The 20,612-nt window shown below is 41.2% G+C and carries 20 protein-coding genes; all 20 read right to left on the reverse strand.

Annotated features, from left to right (window positions below):
• Window positions 1-21: 21 nt before the first annotated feature.
• The 20 genes from flhA to FJ709_RS13040 all read right to left on the reverse strand — a co-directional run bounded on the left by flhA (window position 22) and on the right by FJ709_RS13040 (window position 20,596).
• Entirely contained in the window at window positions 22-2,121 is a 2,100-nt protein-coding gene (gene flhA / locus FJ709_RS12945; RefSeq protein ID WP_226410446.1) for a flagellar biosynthesis protein FlhA, read from the reverse strand.
• Window positions 2,122-2,254: 133 nt separating this feature from the next.
• On the reverse strand, window positions 2,255-3,388 hold the full coding sequence (gene flhB / locus FJ709_RS12950; RefSeq protein ID WP_226410447.1) for a flagellar biosynthesis protein FlhB: 1,134 nt from the start codon (window positions 3,386-3,388) through the stop codon (window positions 2,255-2,257).
• An 11-nt stretch (window positions 3,389-3,399) separates the two neighbouring features.
• A complete protein-coding gene (fliR, locus tag FJ709_RS12955) occupies window positions 3,400-4,203 on the reverse strand; it encodes a flagellar biosynthetic protein FliR (protein WP_226410448.1) in 804 nt (267 codons plus the stop codon).
• A gap of 4 nt (window positions 4,204-4,207) precedes the next feature.
• Entirely contained in the window at window positions 4,208-4,477 is a 270-nt protein-coding gene (gene fliQ, locus FJ709_RS12960) for a flagellar biosynthesis protein FliQ (protein ID WP_226410449.1), read from the reverse strand.
• Window positions 4,478-4,485: 8 nt separating this feature from the next.
• Window positions 4,486-5,244 (reverse strand): flagellar type III secretion system pore protein FliP, encoded by a 759-nt coding sequence (fliP, locus tag FJ709_RS12965; RefSeq protein WP_226410450.1) that lies wholly within the window; start codon window positions 5,242-5,244, stop codon window positions 4,486-4,488.
• Window positions 5,237-5,638: a flagellar biosynthetic protein FliO gene (gene fliO / locus FJ709_RS12970; protein ID WP_319002882.1), complete on the reverse strand. Its 402-nt coding sequence runs from the start codon at window positions 5,636-5,638 to the stop codon at window positions 5,237-5,239. The genes fliP and fliO overlap by 8 nt, the downstream gene beginning before the upstream one ends.
• Window positions 5,639-5,763: 125 nt before the next feature.
• Window positions 5,764-6,147 (reverse strand): flagellar motor switch protein FliN, encoded by a 384-nt coding sequence (gene fliN / locus FJ709_RS12975; RefSeq protein WP_226410451.1) that lies wholly within the window; start codon window positions 6,145-6,147, stop codon window positions 5,764-5,766.
• 10 nt (window positions 6,148-6,157) lie between these two features.
• Entirely contained in the window at window positions 6,158-7,186 is a 1,029-nt protein-coding gene (gene fliM, locus FJ709_RS12980; RefSeq protein ID WP_226410452.1) for a flagellar motor switch protein FliM, read from the reverse strand.
• A gap of 28 nt (window positions 7,187-7,214) precedes the next feature.
• The gene (fliL, locus tag FJ709_RS12985; protein ID WP_404829962.1) at window positions 7,215-7,739 is read right to left on the reverse strand and encodes a flagellar basal body-associated protein FliL; all 525 of its coding nucleotides are present in this window, start codon (window positions 7,737-7,739) and stop codon (window positions 7,215-7,217) included.
• A 116-nt stretch (window positions 7,740-7,855) separates the two neighbouring features.
• Window positions 7,856-9,514, reverse strand: coding sequence for a flagellar hook-length control protein FliK (locus FJ709_RS12990; protein WP_226410453.1), 1,659 nt, complete (start codon window positions 9,512-9,514; stop codon window positions 7,856-7,858).
• Between the two features lie 194 nt (window positions 9,515-9,708).
• A complete protein-coding gene (gene fliJ, locus FJ709_RS12995) occupies window positions 9,709-10,155 on the reverse strand; it encodes a flagellar export protein FliJ (protein WP_226410454.1) in 447 nt (148 codons plus the stop codon).
• Between the two features lie 75 nt (window positions 10,156-10,230).
• Window positions 10,231-11,571 carry a flagellar protein export ATPase FliI gene (gene fliI / locus FJ709_RS13000; RefSeq protein WP_226410455.1) on the reverse strand — a complete coding sequence of 447 codons (1,341 nt, stop codon included), beginning with the start codon at window positions 11,569-11,571 and terminating at the stop codon, window positions 10,231-10,233.
• Between the two features lie 4 nt (window positions 11,572-11,575).
• The gene (gene fliH / locus FJ709_RS13005; protein WP_226410456.1) at window positions 11,576-12,730 is read right to left on the reverse strand and encodes a flagellar assembly protein FliH; all 1,155 of its coding nucleotides are present in this window, start codon (window positions 12,728-12,730) and stop codon (window positions 11,576-11,578) included.
• Between the two features lie 103 nt (window positions 12,731-12,833).
• Entirely contained in the window at window positions 12,834-13,886 is a 1,053-nt protein-coding gene (gene fliG, locus FJ709_RS13010) for a flagellar motor switch protein FliG (protein WP_226410457.1), read from the reverse strand.
• Window positions 13,879-15,558: a flagellar basal-body MS-ring/collar protein FliF gene (gene fliF / locus FJ709_RS13015; protein ID WP_404830059.1), complete on the reverse strand. Its 1,680-nt coding sequence runs from the start codon at window positions 15,556-15,558 to the stop codon at window positions 13,879-13,881. The genes fliG and fliF overlap by 8 nt, the downstream gene beginning before the upstream one ends.
• A 64-nt stretch (window positions 15,559-15,622) precedes the next feature.
• Window positions 15,623-15,976: a flagellar hook-basal body complex protein FliE gene (fliE, locus tag FJ709_RS13020; protein ID WP_226410458.1), complete on the reverse strand. Its 354-nt coding sequence runs from the start codon at window positions 15,974-15,976 to the stop codon at window positions 15,623-15,625.
• Window positions 15,977-16,146: 170 nt separating this feature from the next.
• Window positions 16,147-17,493, reverse strand: coding sequence for a sigma-54-dependent transcriptional regulator (locus FJ709_RS13025; RefSeq protein WP_226410459.1), 1,347 nt, complete (start codon window positions 17,491-17,493; stop codon window positions 16,147-16,149).
• Window positions 17,486-18,664: a sensor histidine kinase gene (locus tag FJ709_RS13030; RefSeq protein ID WP_226410460.1), complete on the reverse strand. Its 1,179-nt coding sequence runs from the start codon at window positions 18,662-18,664 to the stop codon at window positions 17,486-17,488. Before FJ709_RS13030 ends, FJ709_RS13025 begins: the two co-directional genes overlap by 8 nt.
• Window positions 18,665-18,790: 126 nt before the next feature.
• Window positions 18,791-20,221: a sigma-54 dependent transcriptional regulator gene (locus FJ709_RS13035; RefSeq protein WP_226410461.1), complete on the reverse strand. Its 1,431-nt coding sequence runs from the start codon at window positions 20,219-20,221 to the stop codon at window positions 18,791-18,793.
• A 207-nt stretch (window positions 20,222-20,428) separates the two neighbouring features.
• The gene (locus FJ709_RS13040; RefSeq protein ID WP_226410462.1) at window positions 20,429-20,596 is read right to left on the reverse strand and encodes a hypothetical protein; all 168 of its coding nucleotides are present in this window, start codon (window positions 20,594-20,596) and stop codon (window positions 20,429-20,431) included.
• Window positions 20,597-20,612: the final 16 nt, after the last annotated feature.

Consider the following 20,612-nt stretch of genomic DNA (forward strand, 5'->3'; position numbering starts at 1 on the left):
CTCTTTTATCTGACGTTATCACTATTGGCCAACAGATGAAACAATCCGTATCTGTTTCTCATCTGGAATTTCTTGATACGAAATTACCCTTAAATTTGGAATAGTGTACTTAACAAATCGTGACAGAGTTGAACGTAGCATGCCTGATGTCAATAAAATGGCTGGCTGACCAACCATTTCTTGTTTCTGTGAAGCATCAAGTAATGACTGCTGCATGCGTTCTGCAAGGCCTGGTTCAATATTTGGCCCCTCTCCCCCTGTCGCCTGCATAGACTTATGCAACATTTGTTCCAACTCTGGAGCCAAAGTAATGACGGGGATTTCTAGCTCAGGTCCGGATATTTCTTGCACAATCATACGTTTTAGCGCGATTCGAACTGCAGCGGTAAGCACTTCAGTATCATTACTTTTCGTGCCGTATTCCAGCAAAGTTTGCACTATAGTACGTAAGTCACGCACAGACACGCCTTCATTCAATAGATTTTGCATTACTTTAACTACATTACCTAGCGACATTACATCCGGAATAAAGCCATCAACAAGTTTTGGCGATTGCTTGGAAAGCATGTCCATTAATTGTTGTACTTCTTCATAGCCTAATAACTTAGCAGCATTATTACTGAGTAATTGGCTGATATGAGTTGCTACCACAGTTGCAGTATCTACCACTGTATAGCCTAGTGTTTGCGCATGCTCACGTTGCTCTGGTGCAATCCAAACGGCTTCTAGCCCAAATGCAGGATCGGTAGTTTCTATGCCATCAAGCTTGCCATAAACTTGGCCAGGATTAATGGCTAACTCACAATCATGTCTGACTTCAGCTTCACCGACGACCACGCCCATTAAGTGAATACGATATGAATTTGGCGATAAATCTAGATTGTCACGGATATGTACTGCTGGCACTAAAAAGCCTAATTCTTGTGATAATTTTTTACGTACACCTTTAATTCTACTTAATAATTCACCGCCTTGGCCTTTATCAACCAAGGGGATAAGTCTATATCCAACCTCTAAACCGATAGTGTCAACGTGACGAACATCATCCCAACTTAAATCTTTTGGTTCCTTATCTTTGACATCTACAGGGCCTTTTTTGACAAGCTCTAATGCTGCTGATTTTTTCTCATTAATACGTTTTTGTACCATATAAGCAGTGGCCGCGGTAATAAATGCAAAGCTGATAAAAGCGACATGTGGCATACCAGGCACAATACCCATAACAAATAACAAACCTGCAGCAATTGCTAATGATTTGGGCTTGTCAAACATCTGGCTCATCATCATCTGGCCCATGTCACCAGATTCATTTTGACGAGTAACCATCAGAGCAGCTGCAATTGAAAGTAGTAACCCAGGTATTTGGGCGACTAGACCATCACCAATAGTTAGCAGAGTATAAACTTCAACTGCACTAGAAAAGTCAAGTCCATGCTGGACCATACCAATGATAAAGCCACCCAACATGTTAATAACCAGAATCATAATACCGGCTATCGCATCACCTTTTACAAATTTTGACGCACCGTCCATTGCGCCATAAAAGTCCGCCTCACGGGTCACTTCTTCGCGACGAATTCGAGCTTGTTCTTGGTTTAGAATACCTGCGTTCAAGTCGGCATCAATGGCCATTTGTTTACCAGGCATAGCATCTAAGGTAAAACGTGCACTGACCTCTGAAATACGGCCAGCACCTTTGGTTACAACAGCAAAGTTGATAATGATCAAGATTAAAAACACAACTAAACCAACAGCATAGTTACCACCAATAACCACTGAACCGAAGGCTTCAATGACTTTACCCGCCGCATCGCCACCATTATGCCCTTCTAGTAATACCACTCGAGTTGAAGCCACATTTAAGGCAAGTCTTAGTAAAGTAGCTACTAAAAGTACTGTGGGGAAAGCGGCGAAATCGAGTGGTCTGTCGGTATAAATAGCGACAAGCAAAACGACTAAAGCCAGCGCAATATTGAATGAAAATAAGATATCTAATAAGAATGGCGGGATCGGTAAAACAATCATCCCTAATGCCGCCAATACTAATAGAGGCGTACCAATTCCTTTAAAGGTTGATGGTCGGATTTGTTTGAATTGGCCGAAAACTGCTTTTACATCCATTCGCGAAAGCCTTTTACTGATGAATTTTTGACGCGTACAGTCAATTAGCAAGAATTAAGCCAACAAAAAAATTCAATCATAATTTGATAATAGAATCTATTTACTACGATTAAAAAACAATCTAAGAGTGATATTAATGCTTTAGTTCATCAGGAATGGGTTGTTTTAACGGGACTGGTATAGGACGACGCCCCTTACCTTTTTGGTATTGTTTTAACTGAAATACATATGCAAGCACCTGAGCAACAGCGGTAAATAAGCCTTCTGGCACTTGTTGATCTACTTTTGTTGTATGATAAATAGCCCTTGCTAATGGTGGTGCAGACACAATCGCAACGTTATGCTCACGAGCGATTTCACGAATTTTAAATGCAACATCATCAACTCCTTTAGCAATTAAAAATGGTGCTGAGGAGCGGGCAACATCATATTTAACCGCTACAGCATAATGTTCAGGATTGACCACAATAACATCAGCATTGGGCACTTCGGCCATCATCCTTCTTTGCGCCATTTCTCGTTGCAGTTGTCTGACACGGCCTTTAACTTCAGGTTGGCCTTCAGAATCTTTATACTCGTCTTTAATTTCTTGTTTGGTCATTTTAAGTTGTTTATGGTGATTCCAAATTTGAAACGGTACATCAATAATCACAATGATTAGCATCGAGGAACATAACAGAATAAACATCCATACTAATAAATCTAAAGCATGGTAAACGTTGCCAGGTAAATGGTCGCTAGACAACATTAAAATATCGTGAAAGTAGATCTTTAGTAAGAAATAAGCAGCAATGGCTACTACCGAAAATTTGGCTATGCCCTTAGTTAACTCCACTAACGCCTGCGTTCCAAACATTCGCTTAAATCCACTAACGGGACTCATTTTACTGCCCTTGGGCATAAAAGCTTTTACAGAAAAAGACAAGCCACCTAAAACGATATTGCCCAAAAAGGATACCAAAGCGAGCAAAGCAATAAAACTTACCAAAGGCCAAGCAAGCTCATTTCCCACCACGCCCCAAATTCGATACATCGAATTAGTATCAAAAATTTGATCTCGCTCCATGGTAAAAATTTGTTTCATTATGGTATACAAACTTTTGGCAATAGCAGGCCCAGTCATAGCAAAGCCAACCGATGCAGCAAGTAACACCGCAGCAGTGCCTAACTCTTTAGATCTGGCAACCTGGCCTTTTTCACGCGCCTGTTCAAGACGCTTACTTGTGGGCTCTTCTGTGCGTTCTTGACCACTGTCAGCTTCTGACATTTACTGTGTCCTTAAAAATCCACATCACCATCAATTTGGCATTGCAGTTGTAAAATATCACACATCAATAATTGGGCTGCTAACCATACTTCATCAAAATGTGCCATGATAGGACCTAATGTTAGCCACAATATCACTAATCCGCTAACCATGGTGACCGGAAAACCTATTGAAAAGATGTTCAGCTGTGGTGATGCTCGGGTCATTACACCAAAAGATAAATTGATCAATAATAACGCAACAATCGCTGAAATAGACATAGTTAGTGCAGCACCGAACATATAAGATCCCCATTCAGCAAGATTTTTGTAGGTGGTAATATTAATACCCTCTGCCGATACTGGAATAGTTTCAAAACTGGCGACAATCATTCTAAACATCAGCAAGTGACCATCAACGGCTAAAAATATTAACGTCGCAAGAAGCAAGAATATATTACCCACCACAGGGGTTTGCTCACCAGAGCCCGGATCAACCATTGACGCAAAACCTAAACTGGTTTGCATACCAATAATATGCCCTGTCAGCACGAATGTTTGCATCATCATCACACTAACAAAGCCCATTGCAGTACCAATTAAAAGCTGTTGTAAAGTAATAAACACTGAGCTAAGTGCAAATAACTCTACATTTTCAACAGGGGGGAGAACCGGCACAATGGCAAACGTAAAGGCCATTGAGAAAAGCAATCTGACGCGGGAGGGCGTTGTATTGGCGCCAAAGACAGTCATGGTCATCAACATGGCTGATATGCGAAAAAGCGGCCATAGATACGTGGCTATTGTCTGACTGATTTCTTCAAACAATATTTCCATCGATCTACCCAATCACAACAGGGATAAGATTAATCATCTCGAAGAAAAAATCCATCATAGTCTGTATAAGCCAGTGTCCTAGAAACATCAGTGCAAATAAGGTCACCAATAATCTAGGTAGAAAACTCAATGTTTGCTCGTTAATCGATGTTGCGGCTTGAAACACTGCAACCACTAGACCTATTGCCAAACCGGGCAAAATAATCGCTGACACAATCAATACAATAATTGACAGTGCTTCACGAAAAACATCAATTAAGGACTCGGGAGACATGTCTTCTCCTAAATGCCAAAGCTATTGGCTAGGGTGCCCATCACGAGACTCCAGCCATCAACCAGCACAAATAGCATAATCTTAAAGGGTAGTGACACAATCATGGGTGACAACATCATCATACCCATTGCCATCAAGATACTGGCGACCACTAAATCTAATACTAAAAATGGCACAAATAACATAAAGCCAATTTGAAAAGCCGTTTTTAACTCACTGGTGATAAAGGCTGGCACAATGACGACCATTGGGGCTTGCTCAGGAGATTGAATGTCTTTGTAGCCTGATATTTCAATGAAAGTTTTCAAATCTGTGGTTCTTACCTGTGATAGCATAAAACTTTTAATTGGTTCTTTGCCAACATCATATGCTTGGGAAAGTGTCATCGATTCATTCATATAGGGTTCTACCGCTTCGGCATAAATTTTATCAAAAACGGGTGCCATGATAAAAAATGTCATAAACAAACTTAGGCCAATTAACACCTGGTTTGATGGAGTTTGTTGCAAGCCTAATGCTTGTCGAAGAATAGATAACACTACAATAATGCGGGTAAATGAAGTTAGCATTATCACCATAGCAGGAATAAAGCTCATGGCGGTCATCAGCAATAATATTTGCATGGTAACCGAATATTCTGTCGCGCCATCGGCACCTGTGGTTACGGTTAACGCTGGCAATACGCCATCTTGTGCGATTGTACCTGAAGACCAAACTGTCGCAGCCAACACCGAGACCCAGAGTATTGCTTGAAACACTTTACTCATGATGTCTTTCCTTAGCTTGTTGTAGGTTTTGGGCAAATGAATGAGTAGAGGCTTCAACGGGGCTTGCAAGTTTATCGATTAAATTAATTTGCTGGGATGTCACGCCGAGTAAGTATTGCTGTTGATTAATTTCAACCACCATCAACTTCTCTTTTTGACCTACAGGTGTCATCGCAATCGTCTTTATAATCCCATTTTGACTTGGAACAAGATTGAGCTTTTTAACGATATAGGCGAGTAATATAATAAGCGCAACCACAACAATAAGACCACCAAGCATATTTGCTAAGGTAGAGACTGTAGAGGTGTTATTTACCGATGTCGTTACATCAGCCACGGGTAACACTTGTGCTGTTGTAATGGCATTGGATAAAGCAACTGTAAGGTATGACACGGTTAATCCTTGAGCCATATGTCACTTAAATGATTAATAAAAATATAAGCACCTAAGTGACTATTTATGATTAAAGCACAATATAAAAAGAACAGTAAAAAGAAATGCAATAAATTTTATTGATATTATTTTAATTTTTTAATGCGCTCAGTTTGACTAATAACATCAGTCAGTCGGATACCAAACTTATCATTGACCACAACTACTTCACCATGGGCAATTAAGGTACCGTTGACCATCACATCTAATGGTTCACCTGCCACCCTATCTAACTCGACAACTGAACCTTGGTTAAGTTGAAGTAAATTACGAATACTGATAAAACTGCGCCCAACTTCCATTGAGATAGTCACAGGAATATCTAAAATAGAATCCAATTTAGCTGCATCTTCTTTAGAAATCGGCTTTGAATCATCAACTAATTCATCCAGTTCAATTTGTTCAGCTTCTTCAATTGCTTGCTCAGCCATTGCAGCTGCCCAATCATCGCCTGTATCTTCTGTGCTCATTTACATCACCTTATAATTCTGAAATATCACGCGACTTACCTTTTCGTGTTACCAATTGCAACTCAGACTTTACTGTTTCAGGTCGCGGAATTTTTTCACTAATTTTTAACGCTAAGTTATCGCGTGAACGCCCCAATTTACATCGGTAAGTGGGTAAATCTTCGATACGCATCATAATATGTTCAGGTAAATCTATCGGGATAATATCACCCGCTTTAAACCCCATGACATCACGAAGCGTCACTTCGTGTTCAATAATATTGGCGTCAAAACCAACCTTCACGTCCATAATTTCATCACGTAATGCCTGAGACCAACGCATGTCGGTATCTTGTTTGTCACTTTGCACACCTGCATCAAGTAATTCACGTATAGGCTCTATCATCGAATAAGGCAGCGTGATGTGGAAATCACCACCACCGCCGTCCACTTCAATATGGAAAGAGTTAATCACTACCACTTCTGTCGGACTAACAATGTTAGCCATTGCGGGGTTAACTTCAGAGTCCAAATATTCGAACTCTACATCCATCACTGGTGCCCAAGCGTCTTTATAATCTTCAAAAATAATTTTTAATAATAACTGAATAATTCTTCGCTCTGTCGGCGTAAATTCACGGCCTTCAATTTTTGCATGAAAGCGGCCATCACCACCAAAAAAGTTATCTACCAATATAAAGACTAAGCGCGCTTCCATAGTAATTAGCGCAGTTCCCTTTAAAGGGCTGAAACGCACCATATTTAGGCTAGTTGGCACAAATAACGTATGCACGTATTCGCCAAACTTTAACATTTGCACACCGTTGATAGACACTTCTGCCGCTCGGCGCATCATATTAAACATGCTGATCCGTAGATGACGAGCAAATCGTTCATTGACAATTTCCAGTGTCGGCATTCGGCCACGAACGATACGATCTTGAGACGAGAAGTCATAAGATCGCGCATCTTCGCCACCTATATCACCATCATCCTCATCAACATCATCAACACCATGTAATAGTGCGTCAATCTCGTCTTGACTTAATAAATCACTCACATGTTCACCTTAACTCTATCCATCTGGATTATTGCATCACAAAACCAGTAAATAGCACTTTCTCAACAAGAGGCTTTCCAGTAACAGGTTGCAAGGTATTTTGTACACTTAATAACGCCAATTGACGTACTTCATCTTTACCCGCTTGTGTACTTAACTTTTGAACATCTGCACCGCTAAAAGTGGTTAGTAAAGCATCTTCAATTAAGGGGATATGCTTTCTAACTGCAGTTTCATCATCAGCGCCACGCACCATTAATTGCACCTTAATTTCAACTAAACGAGATCTATCGACCCCTGGCAAATTGAACAAAAATGGTCTTGGCATACCGACATAATTTGCTTCATTAGTTGGTGCTTGGGAAGAGGATTCGGTAACTGCACCGACATCATCACTTTGAGCTGGTGCTGCTGGCTCGTCAGATCCTAAAAAAAACCATGCCCCCCCTCCAATTAATAATGCTACAACTAGCCCTATTCCACCAAAAAGGAATAATTTTTTAGATTTTTTTGGTTCACTGCTTGCTTCATTAAGCTCTAACTCTTCAGCCATGGAGATCCCTAAACAAATTATGCGTATCAATTATGCAAATATCTAATAAGGGTAACATAAACCGCTTTGTTAGCTTATGAACCTTGAAGATAATAATTATGCTATAGATTACCGACTTAAGCGTAATAATCTATACCTGATTGCAAACTCTCTGGATGATTTTGAAACATTGAATGCTCTAACGCTGAATTTTCATCCATATCTTGCTGCTCAGCATAGCTACTAGATGAATCTTGCGGCTGTCCATCTCTTCCGCCACCACCTTGCGAAACCTGGCTGTCGGTAAGTTGTAATCCTTCTTGCGCTAACATGTCTCTTAATCTGGGGATTGCTTGCTCAATCAATTCACGAGCTTGTGACTGCGTAACATGAAACTGTACTTGAGTTTGATCACCATTTATCTGAATTTTAACCGTCAAGTGACCTAACTCAGGTGGATCAAGGCGAATCTCCGCTTGTTGAATGCCATTGCTAACCATAGTGATCAATTGCTGCTTCATTACAGGTGAAAAACGTTGGATCATCTCCTGCATTTGAACTTGAGATTCACCCTGTTGCTTTAAAGATAGTTGAAACTGCGGTACTTCACTTTTATGAATAGGGGTAAAACTACTTTGATTTTGCATCGCCTTTACATCAATCGCTTCATCGGGAGCACCAAAAACTTCAATACGAGCTGATTTAGCCAATTCGCTATCAATATTGATTGATGCTGCAACAGAAGCTGTTTTAAGCGATTCGGCAGAAGTTTGCGTTTTAAAGTCAACCTGTGCCAAAGCCTTTGGCTCAATGATGTTAGCTGGACTAGGTGCTTTATCGCCCAAAACATTATTACTATCTTGAGTGCCCACCGAGGTAAACAAAGCATTATTCTTTTGACCCAAAGAGTCATTCGCTAATTTAGTCGCATCACTGTCTTGAATGACATTTTTCACCATATTGGCACTAGCCATAGCAGACATTGGAGCTTGAAGGGGCGCAATTGGAGAAGACTCTGTAATCGCTGGAGAGACATCATTAAGTGAATTAGCAGCAATAGGATCCAATTTAACCTCTAAATTTTTAGCTGCTAAGTCTAAAATAGATTCATCAAGCACCGGAGCTTGTAAATTAAAGTCATCTACAAGGCTAACTAAATCATCATGGCTCAGGGCAATTAACTGTTCTGCTGATAAAGTTGAAAAATCACTCAACAATTCTTTTTCAGAATCAGATAATGACGCCAAAAATACGTCATTAGACTCACCTTCAAGCGGCAATTGAATCATATTACTAAACAGGCTACTTTCTAATGGCTCTATGCTAGTAATGTCACTATCAGTGTCATTACTAGCGAGTTGATTATCTAAAACGTCAAAATCAATTTCACCATCAATGCCATCAATGCCATCAATATTAGATAAAGTCTGCGTTATAGTATCAAGCCCCCCATCATCTGCATCATTACTTTCCCCCTTAACCTCGAATATCGGCAATATTTGTCCGTCGCCCTTTGACTTGTCAAATGATTGCGCCATGTCTAATTGGGCGAAAATAAGCTCAATATCAGTTCCCTCTAGAGGCTCTGATAAGTCAACATCAATAGTGCTAATTGCTGATTGCTCAGACTGTTTACTCGTATTAACAAGTTTAGCCGATTGAAAAGAAGATATTTGGCTTGCTTGATTAAATTCATCTAGGAATGATTTACTTTCAGACACTTGCATAGCATCTTTAGCCTGTGAGCCTGTAGACTTACTCGTACCAGTTAAGAGAATATTACTCATCTGTTGCATTATATATGCTCCACAAACTCAATCTAAAAGAAGATAATCAATCATCTTTTGTGTATTTAATCTACCGTCCAATAACACGCTAAATAAAATGTCACAACGCCACTTCAATGACGATTAATTATTACGTAATGGATATTAAGCAATATAAGTGCCAACATAATAGCTACAATTTAATTATCGACTCCTAAAAAAAGCTACTTATTTAAGCGCTGGCGAATATACTGTTGCATTGCAAACTCATCAGACATTTTTTGCTCAAGCTTAGTTTCTGCTATTTGTGCTTTTTCTGCTTTGTTGGCTAACAACATTTCAATTGCTTTACGTTTTTGTTGTTTTTCAAGCCAATGAGTTTGACGATAACCTATCTGGTATTCAGCGTCTTGAACAGCTGTCACTTGTTGAGTAATAGCACTATCGACCTGTTTAATAAATTGATGAAATTGATGATATTGATTGGCACTAATACTTTGCCCTTGCCGGCTTTTCATTTGCTTCATGTAATCGAGACGGTAGTTATTTAGCGCATCTAACTGACCTTGCCGTTTCTGTTTTTCAAATTGAGCCGACTTAAGCTGCATAGCCGCTTGACTCTCTGCTTCGGTCGCTAATTTGAGAACGGTAATTAACGGATCACTTGCCATAGGTTACCTCTTATCAACACACCGAACAAATCAACACACCGAATAAATCAGCAGTAAAATAAATATTGCTTTGAATTAATTCTGACATTGACCCGCTATTTGCGTCATCATAATAGCGCTACTGTCAAAACTAATCGCTTCTTTATAACCCTGACGTAAAAAAGCATTCATAGCAGGCTGTAACCTAATCGCATTATCAATCCGCGGATCACTCCCCTGCGAATATGCCCCAATAGAAATCAAATCTCGATTCTGTTGGTAAAGAGAGTACATTTGTTTGACGCGACGCATTGCCTCTAAGTGTTCGTCGCTGATCACCATAGGCGCTACGCGACTAATCGATTGCTCTATATCAATAGCCGGATAATGGCCTGAATCAGCAAGGCGACGCGATAACACTACGTGGCCATCTAAAATAGCACGCGATGCATCAGCAATAGGATCTTGCAAATCATCGCCCTCGGTTAAGACAGTATAAAAAGCCGTAATAGACCCCTGACCTGGGCCACCATTACCCGCACGTTCAACTAGTCTAGGCAATTTAGCAAACACAGAAGGTGGATAACCTTTTGTTGCGGGCGGCTCACCAATCGCTAAAGCCACCTCACGCTGAGCCTGAGCATAGCGGGTCAAACTATCCATCAATAACAATACGTTATAGCCTAAGTCTCGAAAATATTCTGCTATACGAGTCGATGTTTCGCATGCCCTCAAGCGCATTAATGGAGAGGTATCGGCAGGTGCTGCCACAACAACTGAACGAGCACGTCCTTCATCACCTAATATCTCTTCTATAAACTCTTTGACTTCTCGGCCACGCTCGCCAACTAGCCCAACGACAATAACATCTGCATTTGAACCACGGGTCATCATGCCTAATAAAACACTCTTACCCACACCAGAACCGGCAAATAAGCCCATTCGCTGACCCTTACCAACAGTCAGCATGGCATTAATTGCACGTACACCAACATCTAATGGCTCGGTAATCGCACGTCGAGATAAGGGGTTGATATAAGGAGGATGACGAGAAGCCTGTTCACTTGTGGTTAATGGGCCCAGTCCATCAAGGGGCTGACCGCTGCCATCTAACACGCGGCCCAACAAACTTAAGCCTACTTTTAAGCCTTCTTGCTCACCTAACGGTTGCACTCTTGCGCCCGGTAATACCCCCCGAAGCTCTTCAACCGGCATTAAATATAATAATTTATCATCAAATCCAACAACTTCAGCCGTCAGCTCACCAGCCATAGTTTCAATTGAACACAAACTGCCCACAGGTGCACGACACCCAGTCGCTTCTAACGTTAAACCCACAACACGCACCAACTGACCGCTAGCAATAGGACGTACAGGAGCAACCTTAAGATGATGGGTTTTAAGTTTATTCAGTAACTGATGTTGGCGGTCTTTCATCAACTTAACCTTGCTCAGTAGTTTGCGAGTCAGCATATTCGGATGCTGCTATGTCAGTTGCTTCAATAGATTTGGATTTTAATTTTGATTGTGATTGCGTTTCGGATTCCGATCGTTTTTCATCCATAACAACCTGTACTGAACCAACTGCATCAGTTGGTGTTTCAGAAATTGACTCTGGCACATTGTTGATTAATGACGCTGTGCCATCAGGCTCATATAGAGTTGAATATTCATCGCTTGAATCATCATTGTGATTTTTATCATGATTGTGATTGTTGTCGTGAGTAGAACTAACATCAGCAGATGATAGTTCTGTATCTACTTGTGTCGTGGTATAAACGCTATCTTCATGTTTTGCCACCTCAACTTGACGAGCTAACTGAGCTGATTGTTCATCAAGGCTGCCAAATACCTGTAAAATACGTTGTGATAAACGTAAGTCGACATTTGAACGTGTACTATCAATAAATACATCACCTACCGATAAACTTGGGTCACTTTCTAGATGCCAATCATTTTTGCTTAATTGTGACTCACCGTATAAAGACATCACCAAAGCAACATCATCCGGATGCAATCTTAGTTTTACTCGTTGCTCTTTTATTGGCAGAGCATCTACGCCTTGACGAATAGTGGCTGCAATATGCTCTGGATGCATTTTCAGTTCTTGTTGTACAACAGCTTTGGCTAACGCCAATGTCATTGCTAACACTTCTGACTCAACTTCAGCATCCAAAATAGCTAAAGGCTGTTGGAACTGAGTGATTAATGAAGATAATTGCTCTGCCAGTTGATTGGCTTTAACCATTCCAGCTTCATAACCCTGCTCTTGCCCCTGAGTAAACCCTTCTTCATGGCCTTGGGCTAATCCATCTAGTCGACCTTGTTCAAGCCCCTGTTTAAGCCCCTCTTGTTTGCCTTGCTCAAATCCTTCGTTTTCTGCATCTGCTCGAATCTCTTCAATTTGAGCCATAGTCGGCATAGACACGACTTTATCAACCACGGCAACTGAAGGCTGATATACACCTTCTTTTTTACCGTATAGGTTTGAGGGTTTAGCTGAAATATCTTCGGTGACATCCGGCAGCTGCCAATGGCTGAAATCATGTTCATCCTCAACATTTAAAACTTTCTTGGATATTTTTGAGTCAGTCATAGTTTAGCCAATGTTATATACATTCCTGCTGTGACATGTTGATTTTCGAGATAGATGTCGCTTCGAAAGTTCAATTGCCATTCGTCATGGGCTGAAGTGGTTCTTACAAGAACTCTTCACCGCCGCCACCGCCAAGCATAATCTCACCACTATCAGATAAACGTCTGGCTATCGATAAAATTTCTTTTTGCGCCACTTCAACTTCACTGATTCGAATTGGTCCCATAGCCTCAAGATCATCGCGCAGTAGCTCTGCCGCACGCTTAGACATGTTACCTAATATTTTCTCTTTCAAGGCATCATCAGCACCTTTGAGCGCTTTCATTAGTACATCTTGTTGTACATCACGCAGTAATGCTTGAATACCACGGTCATCAACATCAATAAGATTTTCAAACACAAACATCATATCTTGAATTTGTTGTGCCATTTCTTCATCAGATTCACGCATGGTTTCCATAATCTGACTTTCGACACCCGTATCTAAGTAGTTCATGATATTGGCCGCAGCTTTTAAGCCGCCCATTTTCGCTGCTTGCGCACCACCTTGGCCAGCAAACTGTTTCTCCATAATATCATTTAACTCTTGTAATGCAGCGGGCTGCACTTCTTCAAGGTTAGCAATTCGCATCATTAAATCAAGGCGTGTATTTTCGGGGAACTGGCTAAAGATTTCAGCCGCTTGATCCGGTTCTAAATAGGATAAAACAATGGTTTGGATCTGCGGGTGTTCGTTTTGAATGATGGTTGCCACTTGGCGTGCATCCATCCATTTAAGCGAATCTAGACCTTTAGCTCCACTGCCCATGATAATTTGTTCAATCAAATTACCGGCTTTATCTTCACCTAACGCCGCAGTTAGCGCCTTGCGTACGAATTCAGCACTATTAAAACCAATTGAAGAGAACTTCTGAATTTCATCTAAAAAAAGCTTATGGACACCAATGACTTTTTCTTGACCAAAATCATCCATCGCCGCCATCGCCATACCCACTTTCTGAACCTGTTTGGGTTCAAGGTGCTTTAAAATTGACGCCGCATCTGCTTCGCTTAAACTCAGCAATAAAATCGCCGTTTTTTCAATTCCAGATATGGACTCAGAATCAAAACCGACTTTCTCAGCTTTTTCTTTTTTATCTGTTTTATTATCAGCCATTGTCTTGTAACCAATTTTTAATTACTTGAGTAGATAGTTCCGGCTCATTTGCAACCAGTGCCCTAATAGCCTTAATCATATCATCATCTTTATGTAAATTCGGAATAAGAATTGAACCATCATCAGCATAGCTGTATTCAGCATCTTTGGTATTTAACATGCCTAGCGTATCGGCAGCATATTGATCTTCAATTTCAGCAAGTTCATGCCCTAAACGAACATCATCGGGCATATTAACACCATCAGGGTTAACAAGGCGCTTAAGCATAGGGCGCACTACCGTAAGAATAAGAACTAAAACCACTAATGCACCTAGCACCAGTTTAATTGCACGCCAAAACCAAGGTTCTTCCCACATATCAGGAGCAGGCAGTTCTTCTAAAAGCTGATCCATAAACGGCACGGTTACCACTTCAAGCGCATCACCACGTTGGCTACTAAAGCCTACTGCACCTTCCAGCAACCGACGAATGTTAGTTAACTCTTGTTCCGTACGCGCAACCCGGCTAACTTGGCCATCTTCACCCGCCTCTCCAGGTTTAAAGTCGATTGCCACGGACACACTCACTCGACGAACTTGCCCCACTTGCTGGCGGGTATGGCTAATTGTCGTGTCATAGTCAAAATTACGGGTGGCTTCTCGATGAGTATCCGATGATTTTGATGATGCTGCCGCACCGCCGCCTGCTTCAATAGGAATATCAGCCTCCATAGGAGGTTGATTAGTTAGCGCACCTGGTATGCCACCTACACTTCCACCAGATGATTTACTTTCAATAGTCATCTCACTGCTCAATGCAGGCAAATCAGGATCGTAACGTTTTGAGGTTTGCTCTATCGCAGTAAAGTCCATACTGACATCGACCTGAGAGGTGTAGTTTTCAGGACCAAGAATAGGCATAAGAATTGAATCTATCTTTTTACGGTATTCGGCTTCTTTTTGTTGCACTAACTCAAGTTCACGACGGGCACGTGCTGACACCCCATCTTGACTGCCTGAATTAAGTAATCTTCCATTAGAATCAGTTACTGTCACGCGCGAAGGTTCAAGACCTTGTACAGCGGACCCTACGATATCAACAATAGCGTCGACTTCTTCTTGGCCTAGGCCGCCTCGACGCACATTGACTACAACAGTAGCACTTGGCTTAGATGCGTTACGGGCAAAAACATTTTCTTTAGGCAGTGCAAGAATTACTTTGGCACGGCTAATACTTTTTAATTCTTCAATAGCACGGGCAAGATTTAACTCTTGGCTGTGCTTTAATCGCGCTTGCTCCATACGCTGACTCACCCCAAAGCCACTATCCTGGCTTAAGTAGTCATCATTTTTGGCACTACTCTCGACTCCAGCACGACTTAACAGCAGTTTAACGTCTTGGTATTGATCTTCAGGAACCTTAACAACATCAACACTGATTTGGTATTTAATATTATTTTTATCAAGTACATCCAGTACCTGGATCATTTCAGCGGTTTCCATTTTACCCAATGGACGATACTCAGGCTCCTGTGCCCACATCATAATAAAAACAGCTAGGGCTAAACACACTGCCAACGCCAAAATCATAGTGATTTGACGCATCATGTCTGCCCCGCCCACATTGCTCAACAAGCCAGACTTATTCTCTTGCTGAATACCGGCATCAACTGCCGCATCTGAACCTACCATTATGTCTGTGCTCACAATATGCCCCTACTTTTATACTGCTTTAATAACGTCTTTCTGATGCAAGTTATACCGGCATACTCATGATTTCTTTATAAGCTTCTACCAGTTTATTTCTGACTTGCACAGTCGCTTCAAATGCTACGCCTGATTTTTCGCGCGCAATGACGGTGTCAGATAAGGTCACAGTTGAGTCCCCCATATCAAGACGAGTCGCTAAACTTGAAGATGATTTCTGTAAACCACTCACATGGCCGACAGCTTGGGATAACAACTGGCCAAAATCTGACCCTGAGGTGTTATTCACTTGCTGGATTAGGTTAGGGCTAATACCCGACCCCATGTTCGAACGGCTGGAAGGTGCAATTTCACCACGAAGTGACTGCATTTCTTGAAGTAATGGATTGGCGTTGATCTGCATGCTGAAACTCCCATTCGTCGAATATTTGACGATATTTAACTTTCTTAATGGGATAAAGCAATTTGAGTGCCAAGATTAACAGTAAACAAAAAAGCTACGCGGGAATGCGTAGCTTTGATAAAAAATGCTATAAAACAAACACTGTGTGTTCGTAAAAAACAAAACGGCAGTTATGCGGGCAATTGAATTCCCGCATCACGCATTTTAGCCATTTTATAACGTAGCGTGCGTGCACTTATGCCTAATTTTTCAGCGACAAGTTTTCGGCTACCATGACATTGAGTTAGGGTTTCAAGAATAATCACATGCTCTTGCGCTTGCAATTCACCGCCAAGACCTTCAACTTCAAAAGGTTTTTCGATACTGTCAATATCTGTGTGTAAAGCCACATCTGCCGAATCAATAATAATATCTTGCCCGTTGATCTCGCCACCATTGCTTAAAATAAGCGCCCTTTGAATAACATTATCAAGCTCACGCACGTTACCAGGCCAACGATGGGCTAATAATCGTCTAGTCGCTACCTCACCTAAAGTAGGTATAGGATTGATATTAAATGCTTTAGCATGTTTAACCAGTAAATGTCTGGCTAACGGTAAAATATCAGCAGGACGCTGATAAAGTGCTGGCCAAGTTAATGGAAACACATTAATCCGGTAATATAGATCTTCTCTAAATTCACCTGAATTGATAATGGCTTTTAAATCACGATTTGAGGTGGCTAATACACGCACATCAAGTTTAATCGTTTTACGACTGCCTAATCGTTCCACTTCGCGTTCTTGTAAAACACGCAACAGCTTTGCTTGTAAACCCAGTTCCATTTCAGATATTTCATCAAGCAGCAAAGTGCCACCTTGGGCCTGCTCAAACTTACCTGGACATGCTTGATATGCACCTGTAAACGCCCCCTTTTCATACCCAAATAGGGTCGCTTCCAGCATATTTTCAGGGATAGCAGCACAATTGATGGCAATAAAAGGCGCATCTTTACGACTACTATGATGATGAATATAGCGCGCTAGCACTTCTTTACCAGAACCGCTGGGACCTAAAATCATCACTGAAGCATCTGATATCGCCACACGTTGGGCTAACCCTAACAACGCGAGACTTTTTTCATCGGCAACAATAGGTTGGTTAGTATTTTGCTTCTGCGGCAAATATCTTGATACCTGATTAAGCAAAACTTCAGGCGCAAAAGGTTTAGCTAAATAGTCAACAGCTCCCAATTTAATGGCACTAACCGCACTATCAATAGTGGCATAAGCTGTCATCAACAATAGCGGTAATTTGGGCTGAGCTTGCTGCAAATAGGTCAGCAGACCTAAACCGCCAATACCTTCCATTTGGACATCGCTGATGACTAAGTCAAAATGTTGTGCTTTTAACGCGATAATCGCATCTTCTGCACAGCTAACATCAACACATTCATAATGCGCCAACAATAATGTATCAAGTAATGCTTCACGTAAATCAGCATCATCTTCAACGAGTAATAGTTTTGCTTCAGACATGATTACCCTCCTGCGACTGACTATTCAATACCGAATCTTTAGACATCGGAAAACTTAATCGCACCTGACAACCCATTTGCGGTTTACATGATAATTGAATGTTACCACCATGGTTACGCACCACAGATTGCACAACAGCTAAACCTAACCCAGTCCCCTGTGCTTTAGTGGTAAAAAAAGGCTCGAGCACTTGTTGCTGCATTTGAGGGTCTAGTCCTTTACCATTATCAATCACATCAATAATGACATTACCTTCAGCTTCAGTGGCGCAAATTTTAATTTTGGTTGCACCGGCCTCGATACTATTCATCACTAAATTATTCACTGCAGAACTTAACGCATCGCGATTAGCATATAAACTGGCATCGGTTGAGCATTGCTGGAATATCTCACAGGATTTTTTGTTGGCAATCACTTCACAATTAGCCATAACAATATTGATAATATCAGATACTGCTACGTTATCCGCTTTCGCATCTTGACGCCCTTTGGCCATCAAAAGCATATCGTTTACTTGACGCTCTAACTCATTTAAACGATCAACCAGTTTTGATTGAAAGCGAGTTCTTGAAGGCTCTGCTAGTTTAGTGTTACCTAAATTTGAGGCATAAAGTAGCGCGGCTGATAGCGGTGTTCGAATTTGATGAGCTAAAGTTGCCACCATTTTACCAAGCGCCGATAAACGCTGTAAGTGGGATAAATTTTTCTGTAGTAAACGCGTTTCAGTTAGATCAGTTAATACAATCAACTGACCGGGTTCTGGAGTTAATGGCGTAATAGCCAACTTAACTCGACGTCCATTTTTCAATGACACTTCGTGGCCATCATCATCTTGGGGTGAAAAAGCGCGATTAATAATATCAAACCAACGTAACCCCTGAAGCGGTCGGCCAAGCAGCTCTGCCGCCATAGGGTTAGCGAGTGTCACCACACCATCACCGTTAATAATAACGACACCAGACGGTAGCGCCTGAAGAATATGCGCCATTTGATTTGACATATTGGCAGCCTCTTTCACATGGGCAAACTGACTTCGGGTCAATTTACTGTCATGAAGGTATTCTGCTGAGGTGTCCACTCGCAAAGAAGCTACAGCAGATTGTTGCAGCAAATATTGAGTTTGCTGAAAATCTGTTGAATTTTGCTGGGTTACAGCGTGTGCAATTAGCATAGTGACTCCGTCAAAAGAACGACATTTAACGGGTTACTGCATTTAGTATGCCAAAATACGAAAAAAATAAAGCACACCTTTGGAGGGTATGCTTTATCAGTTAATACTCACTGTACATAAAGGTGACTATTCTTTACCCATACCGTATTTTCGCATTTTTTCTACCAGGGTAGTGCGACGAATCCCCAACATTTCAGCGGCTCTAGCAACCACATTATCTTGTAATTCTAACGCCTGACGGATCATATCTATTTCAAGCTCTGCCAATAAATCTTTAAGGTTGACGCCTTCAGGCGGTAACTCTGTAGGAAAGCGTGTGTCAGGGAGTTCAATGGGCTCATCATCATTAAAAATAGACGCTAATGCATCACGCTCTAATTGCTCTTCACTTATCTCAACACAGTATTCTGGTACATCAATATAGCGATATTTATTAGGTAAATCGTTTACATCAACTAATCCACCAGGAAATAAAATAGTCAATCGCTCGACTAAATTAGACAATTCGCGAACGTTTCCAGACCAAGTGTGCTCTTTTAATGACTCAATAGCACGCTGGGTAAACCTCACTTTACCTCGGCCTTCATTAAAGACTCGACTAACCAATTCTTGCAATAACAATGGCACATCATCACGACGTTCAGACAATGCAGGCATTTCAATTGGAAAGACGTTCAGGCGATAATATAAATCCTCACGGAATTCATTCTCAGAAATCATGGTCTCTAAATCACGATGCGTTGCCGCGACGACACGCACATCCGTTTTGATTGTTTTACTGCCGCCAACACGTTCAAATACTCGTTCTTGCAGAACACGCAATAGTTTCACTTGCATTTGCAGTGGCATATCGCCAATTTCATCAAGAAATAGCGTGCCACCTTCAGCTAACTCAAAGCGACCTTTACGTGATGATATTGCCCCGGTAAAAGAGCCTTTCTCATGGCCAAATAACTCACTTTCTAGTAACTCTGGCGGTATCGCACCGCAGTTAACCGGTATAAACGGTCCGTCACGACGTTCTGATATGTAATGAATATTACGGGCAACCACTTCTTTGCCTGTACCAGATTGGCCAAGCACTAAAACCGTGGCATCAGAACCTGCAACTTGGCTAATTAAGTGTCGCACATTGGCTATACCCTGACTGCGACCAACAAGACTGCGAAATAATTTAGTTTGATTACCACTGGTAGGAGCTTGCTCTTTTTTAGCTTGACCGAACACCTGACAAAAATGCAGTAATTCAGTTAGTTGTGGATAATTAATCGGTTCTTCTATTACACCAAGAATACTGGACGCTTCAATAGCGGTATTGCCCAATAGTAATAGTGGCTGCCAAGGCGCTATTGCTGCAATATTTTTAACACTATCAAGCCCTACCACATCGGAGTCTATAACAATGGCGCGGTATCTTGATTCTTCTATCAAAGGTAACAAAGCGTCAACGGTTAAAATGTCACATTGCTCACCTAAGAATTCAAAAATGCAGCACAGGCGAGTTACACGCTCGGAGAGGGTACCGACAATTAAAATTCGTTGTTCAATTTGCATCATTCAGAGGGCCAAAGCTTATTATAAGTGTAAAAAATCCTGAGCCATTATTACGCGTTTAATAATAAAACCAAAGGACAAAATGGTCACAGTAAGTGACAAATGTTAAACAAAACATTAATTATAACCATAAAATGTCTATCCGAAGATGATTTTCTCGTTTAGAGGACTAATTGTTTCGCTTATGGGGTTAATTTTTCATTTACAGTACTAAATATGAATTAACCCCGAACCAGAAGCAAGTGCTTCAACGGCTAAATCATTATCTAAACTCATATTAGTGCACAATTGCTGATAATTCATGCAATACAATGTATTTTTTATAAAAATATAAAAAAACGCCATTGAGATTTGCTCAATGGCGTTTAAATCTGTCACAGCATACCTGAATAAA

The sequence above is a fragment of the Shewanella glacialimarina genome (assembly GCF_020511155.1).
Lineage (GTDB): Bacteria > Pseudomonadota > Gammaproteobacteria > Enterobacterales > Shewanellaceae > Shewanella > Shewanella glacialimarina.

Excerpts from the sequence above, each read along its gene's own strand:
- flhA (WP_226410446.1), bottom strand. The coding sequence starts at position 2,121 with ATGGATGTAAAAGCAGTTTTCGGCCAATTCAAACAAATCCGACCATCA.
- flhB (WP_226410447.1), bottom strand. The coding sequence starts at position 3,388 with ATGTCAGAAGCTGACAGTGGTCAAGAACGCACAGAAGAGCCCACAAGT.
- fliR (WP_226410448.1), bottom strand. The coding sequence starts at position 4,203 with ATGGAAATATTGTTTGAAGAAATCAGTCAGACAATAGCCACGTATCTA.
- fliQ (WP_226410449.1), bottom strand. The coding sequence starts at position 4,477 with ATGTCTCCCGAGTCCTTAATTGATGTTTTTCGTGAAGCACTGTCAATT.
- fliP (WP_226410450.1), bottom strand. The coding sequence starts at position 5,244 with ATGAGTAAAGTGTTTCAAGCAATACTCTGGGTCTCGGTGTTGGCTGCG.
- fliN (WP_226410451.1), bottom strand. The coding sequence starts at position 6,147 with ATGAGCACAGAAGATACAGGCGATGATTGGGCAGCTGCAATGGCTGAG.
- fliL (WP_404829962.1), bottom strand. The coding sequence starts at position 7,739 with ATGGCTGAAGAGTTAGAGCTTAATGAAGCAAGCAGTGAACCAAAAAAA.
- FJ709_RS12990 (WP_226410453.1), bottom strand. The coding sequence starts at position 9,514 with ATGCAACAGATGAGTAATATTCTCTTAACTGGTACGAGTAAGTCTACA.
- fliJ (WP_226410454.1), bottom strand. The coding sequence starts at position 10,155 with ATGGCAAGTGATCCGTTAATTACCGTTCTCAAATTAGCGACCGAAGCA.
- fliI (WP_226410455.1), bottom strand. The coding sequence starts at position 11,571 with ATGAAAGACCGCCAACATCAGTTACTGAATAAACTTAAAACCCATCAT.
- fliH (WP_226410456.1), bottom strand. The coding sequence starts at position 12,730 with ATGACTGACTCAAAAATATCCAAGAAAGTTTTAAATGTTGAGGATGAA.
- fliG (WP_226410457.1), bottom strand. The coding sequence starts at position 13,886 with ATGGCTGATAATAAAACAGATAAAAAAGAAAAAGCTGAGAAAGTCGGT.
- fliF (WP_404830059.1), bottom strand. The coding sequence starts at position 15,558 with ATGGTAGGTTCAGATGCGGCAGTTGATGCCGGTATTCAGCAAGAGAAT.
- fliE (WP_226410458.1), bottom strand. The coding sequence starts at position 15,976 with ATGCAGATCAACGCCAATCCATTACTTCAAGAAATGCAGTCACTTCGT.
- FJ709_RS13025 (WP_226410459.1), bottom strand. The coding sequence starts at position 17,493 with ATGTCTGAAGCAAAACTATTACTCGTTGAAGATGATGCTGATTTACGT.
- FJ709_RS13030 (WP_226410460.1), bottom strand. The coding sequence starts at position 18,664 with ATGCTAATTGCACACGCTGTAACCCAGCAAAATTCAACAGATTTTCAG.
- FJ709_RS13035 (WP_226410461.1), bottom strand. The coding sequence starts at position 20,221 with ATGATGCAAATTGAACAACGAATTTTAATTGTCGGTACCCTCTCCGAG.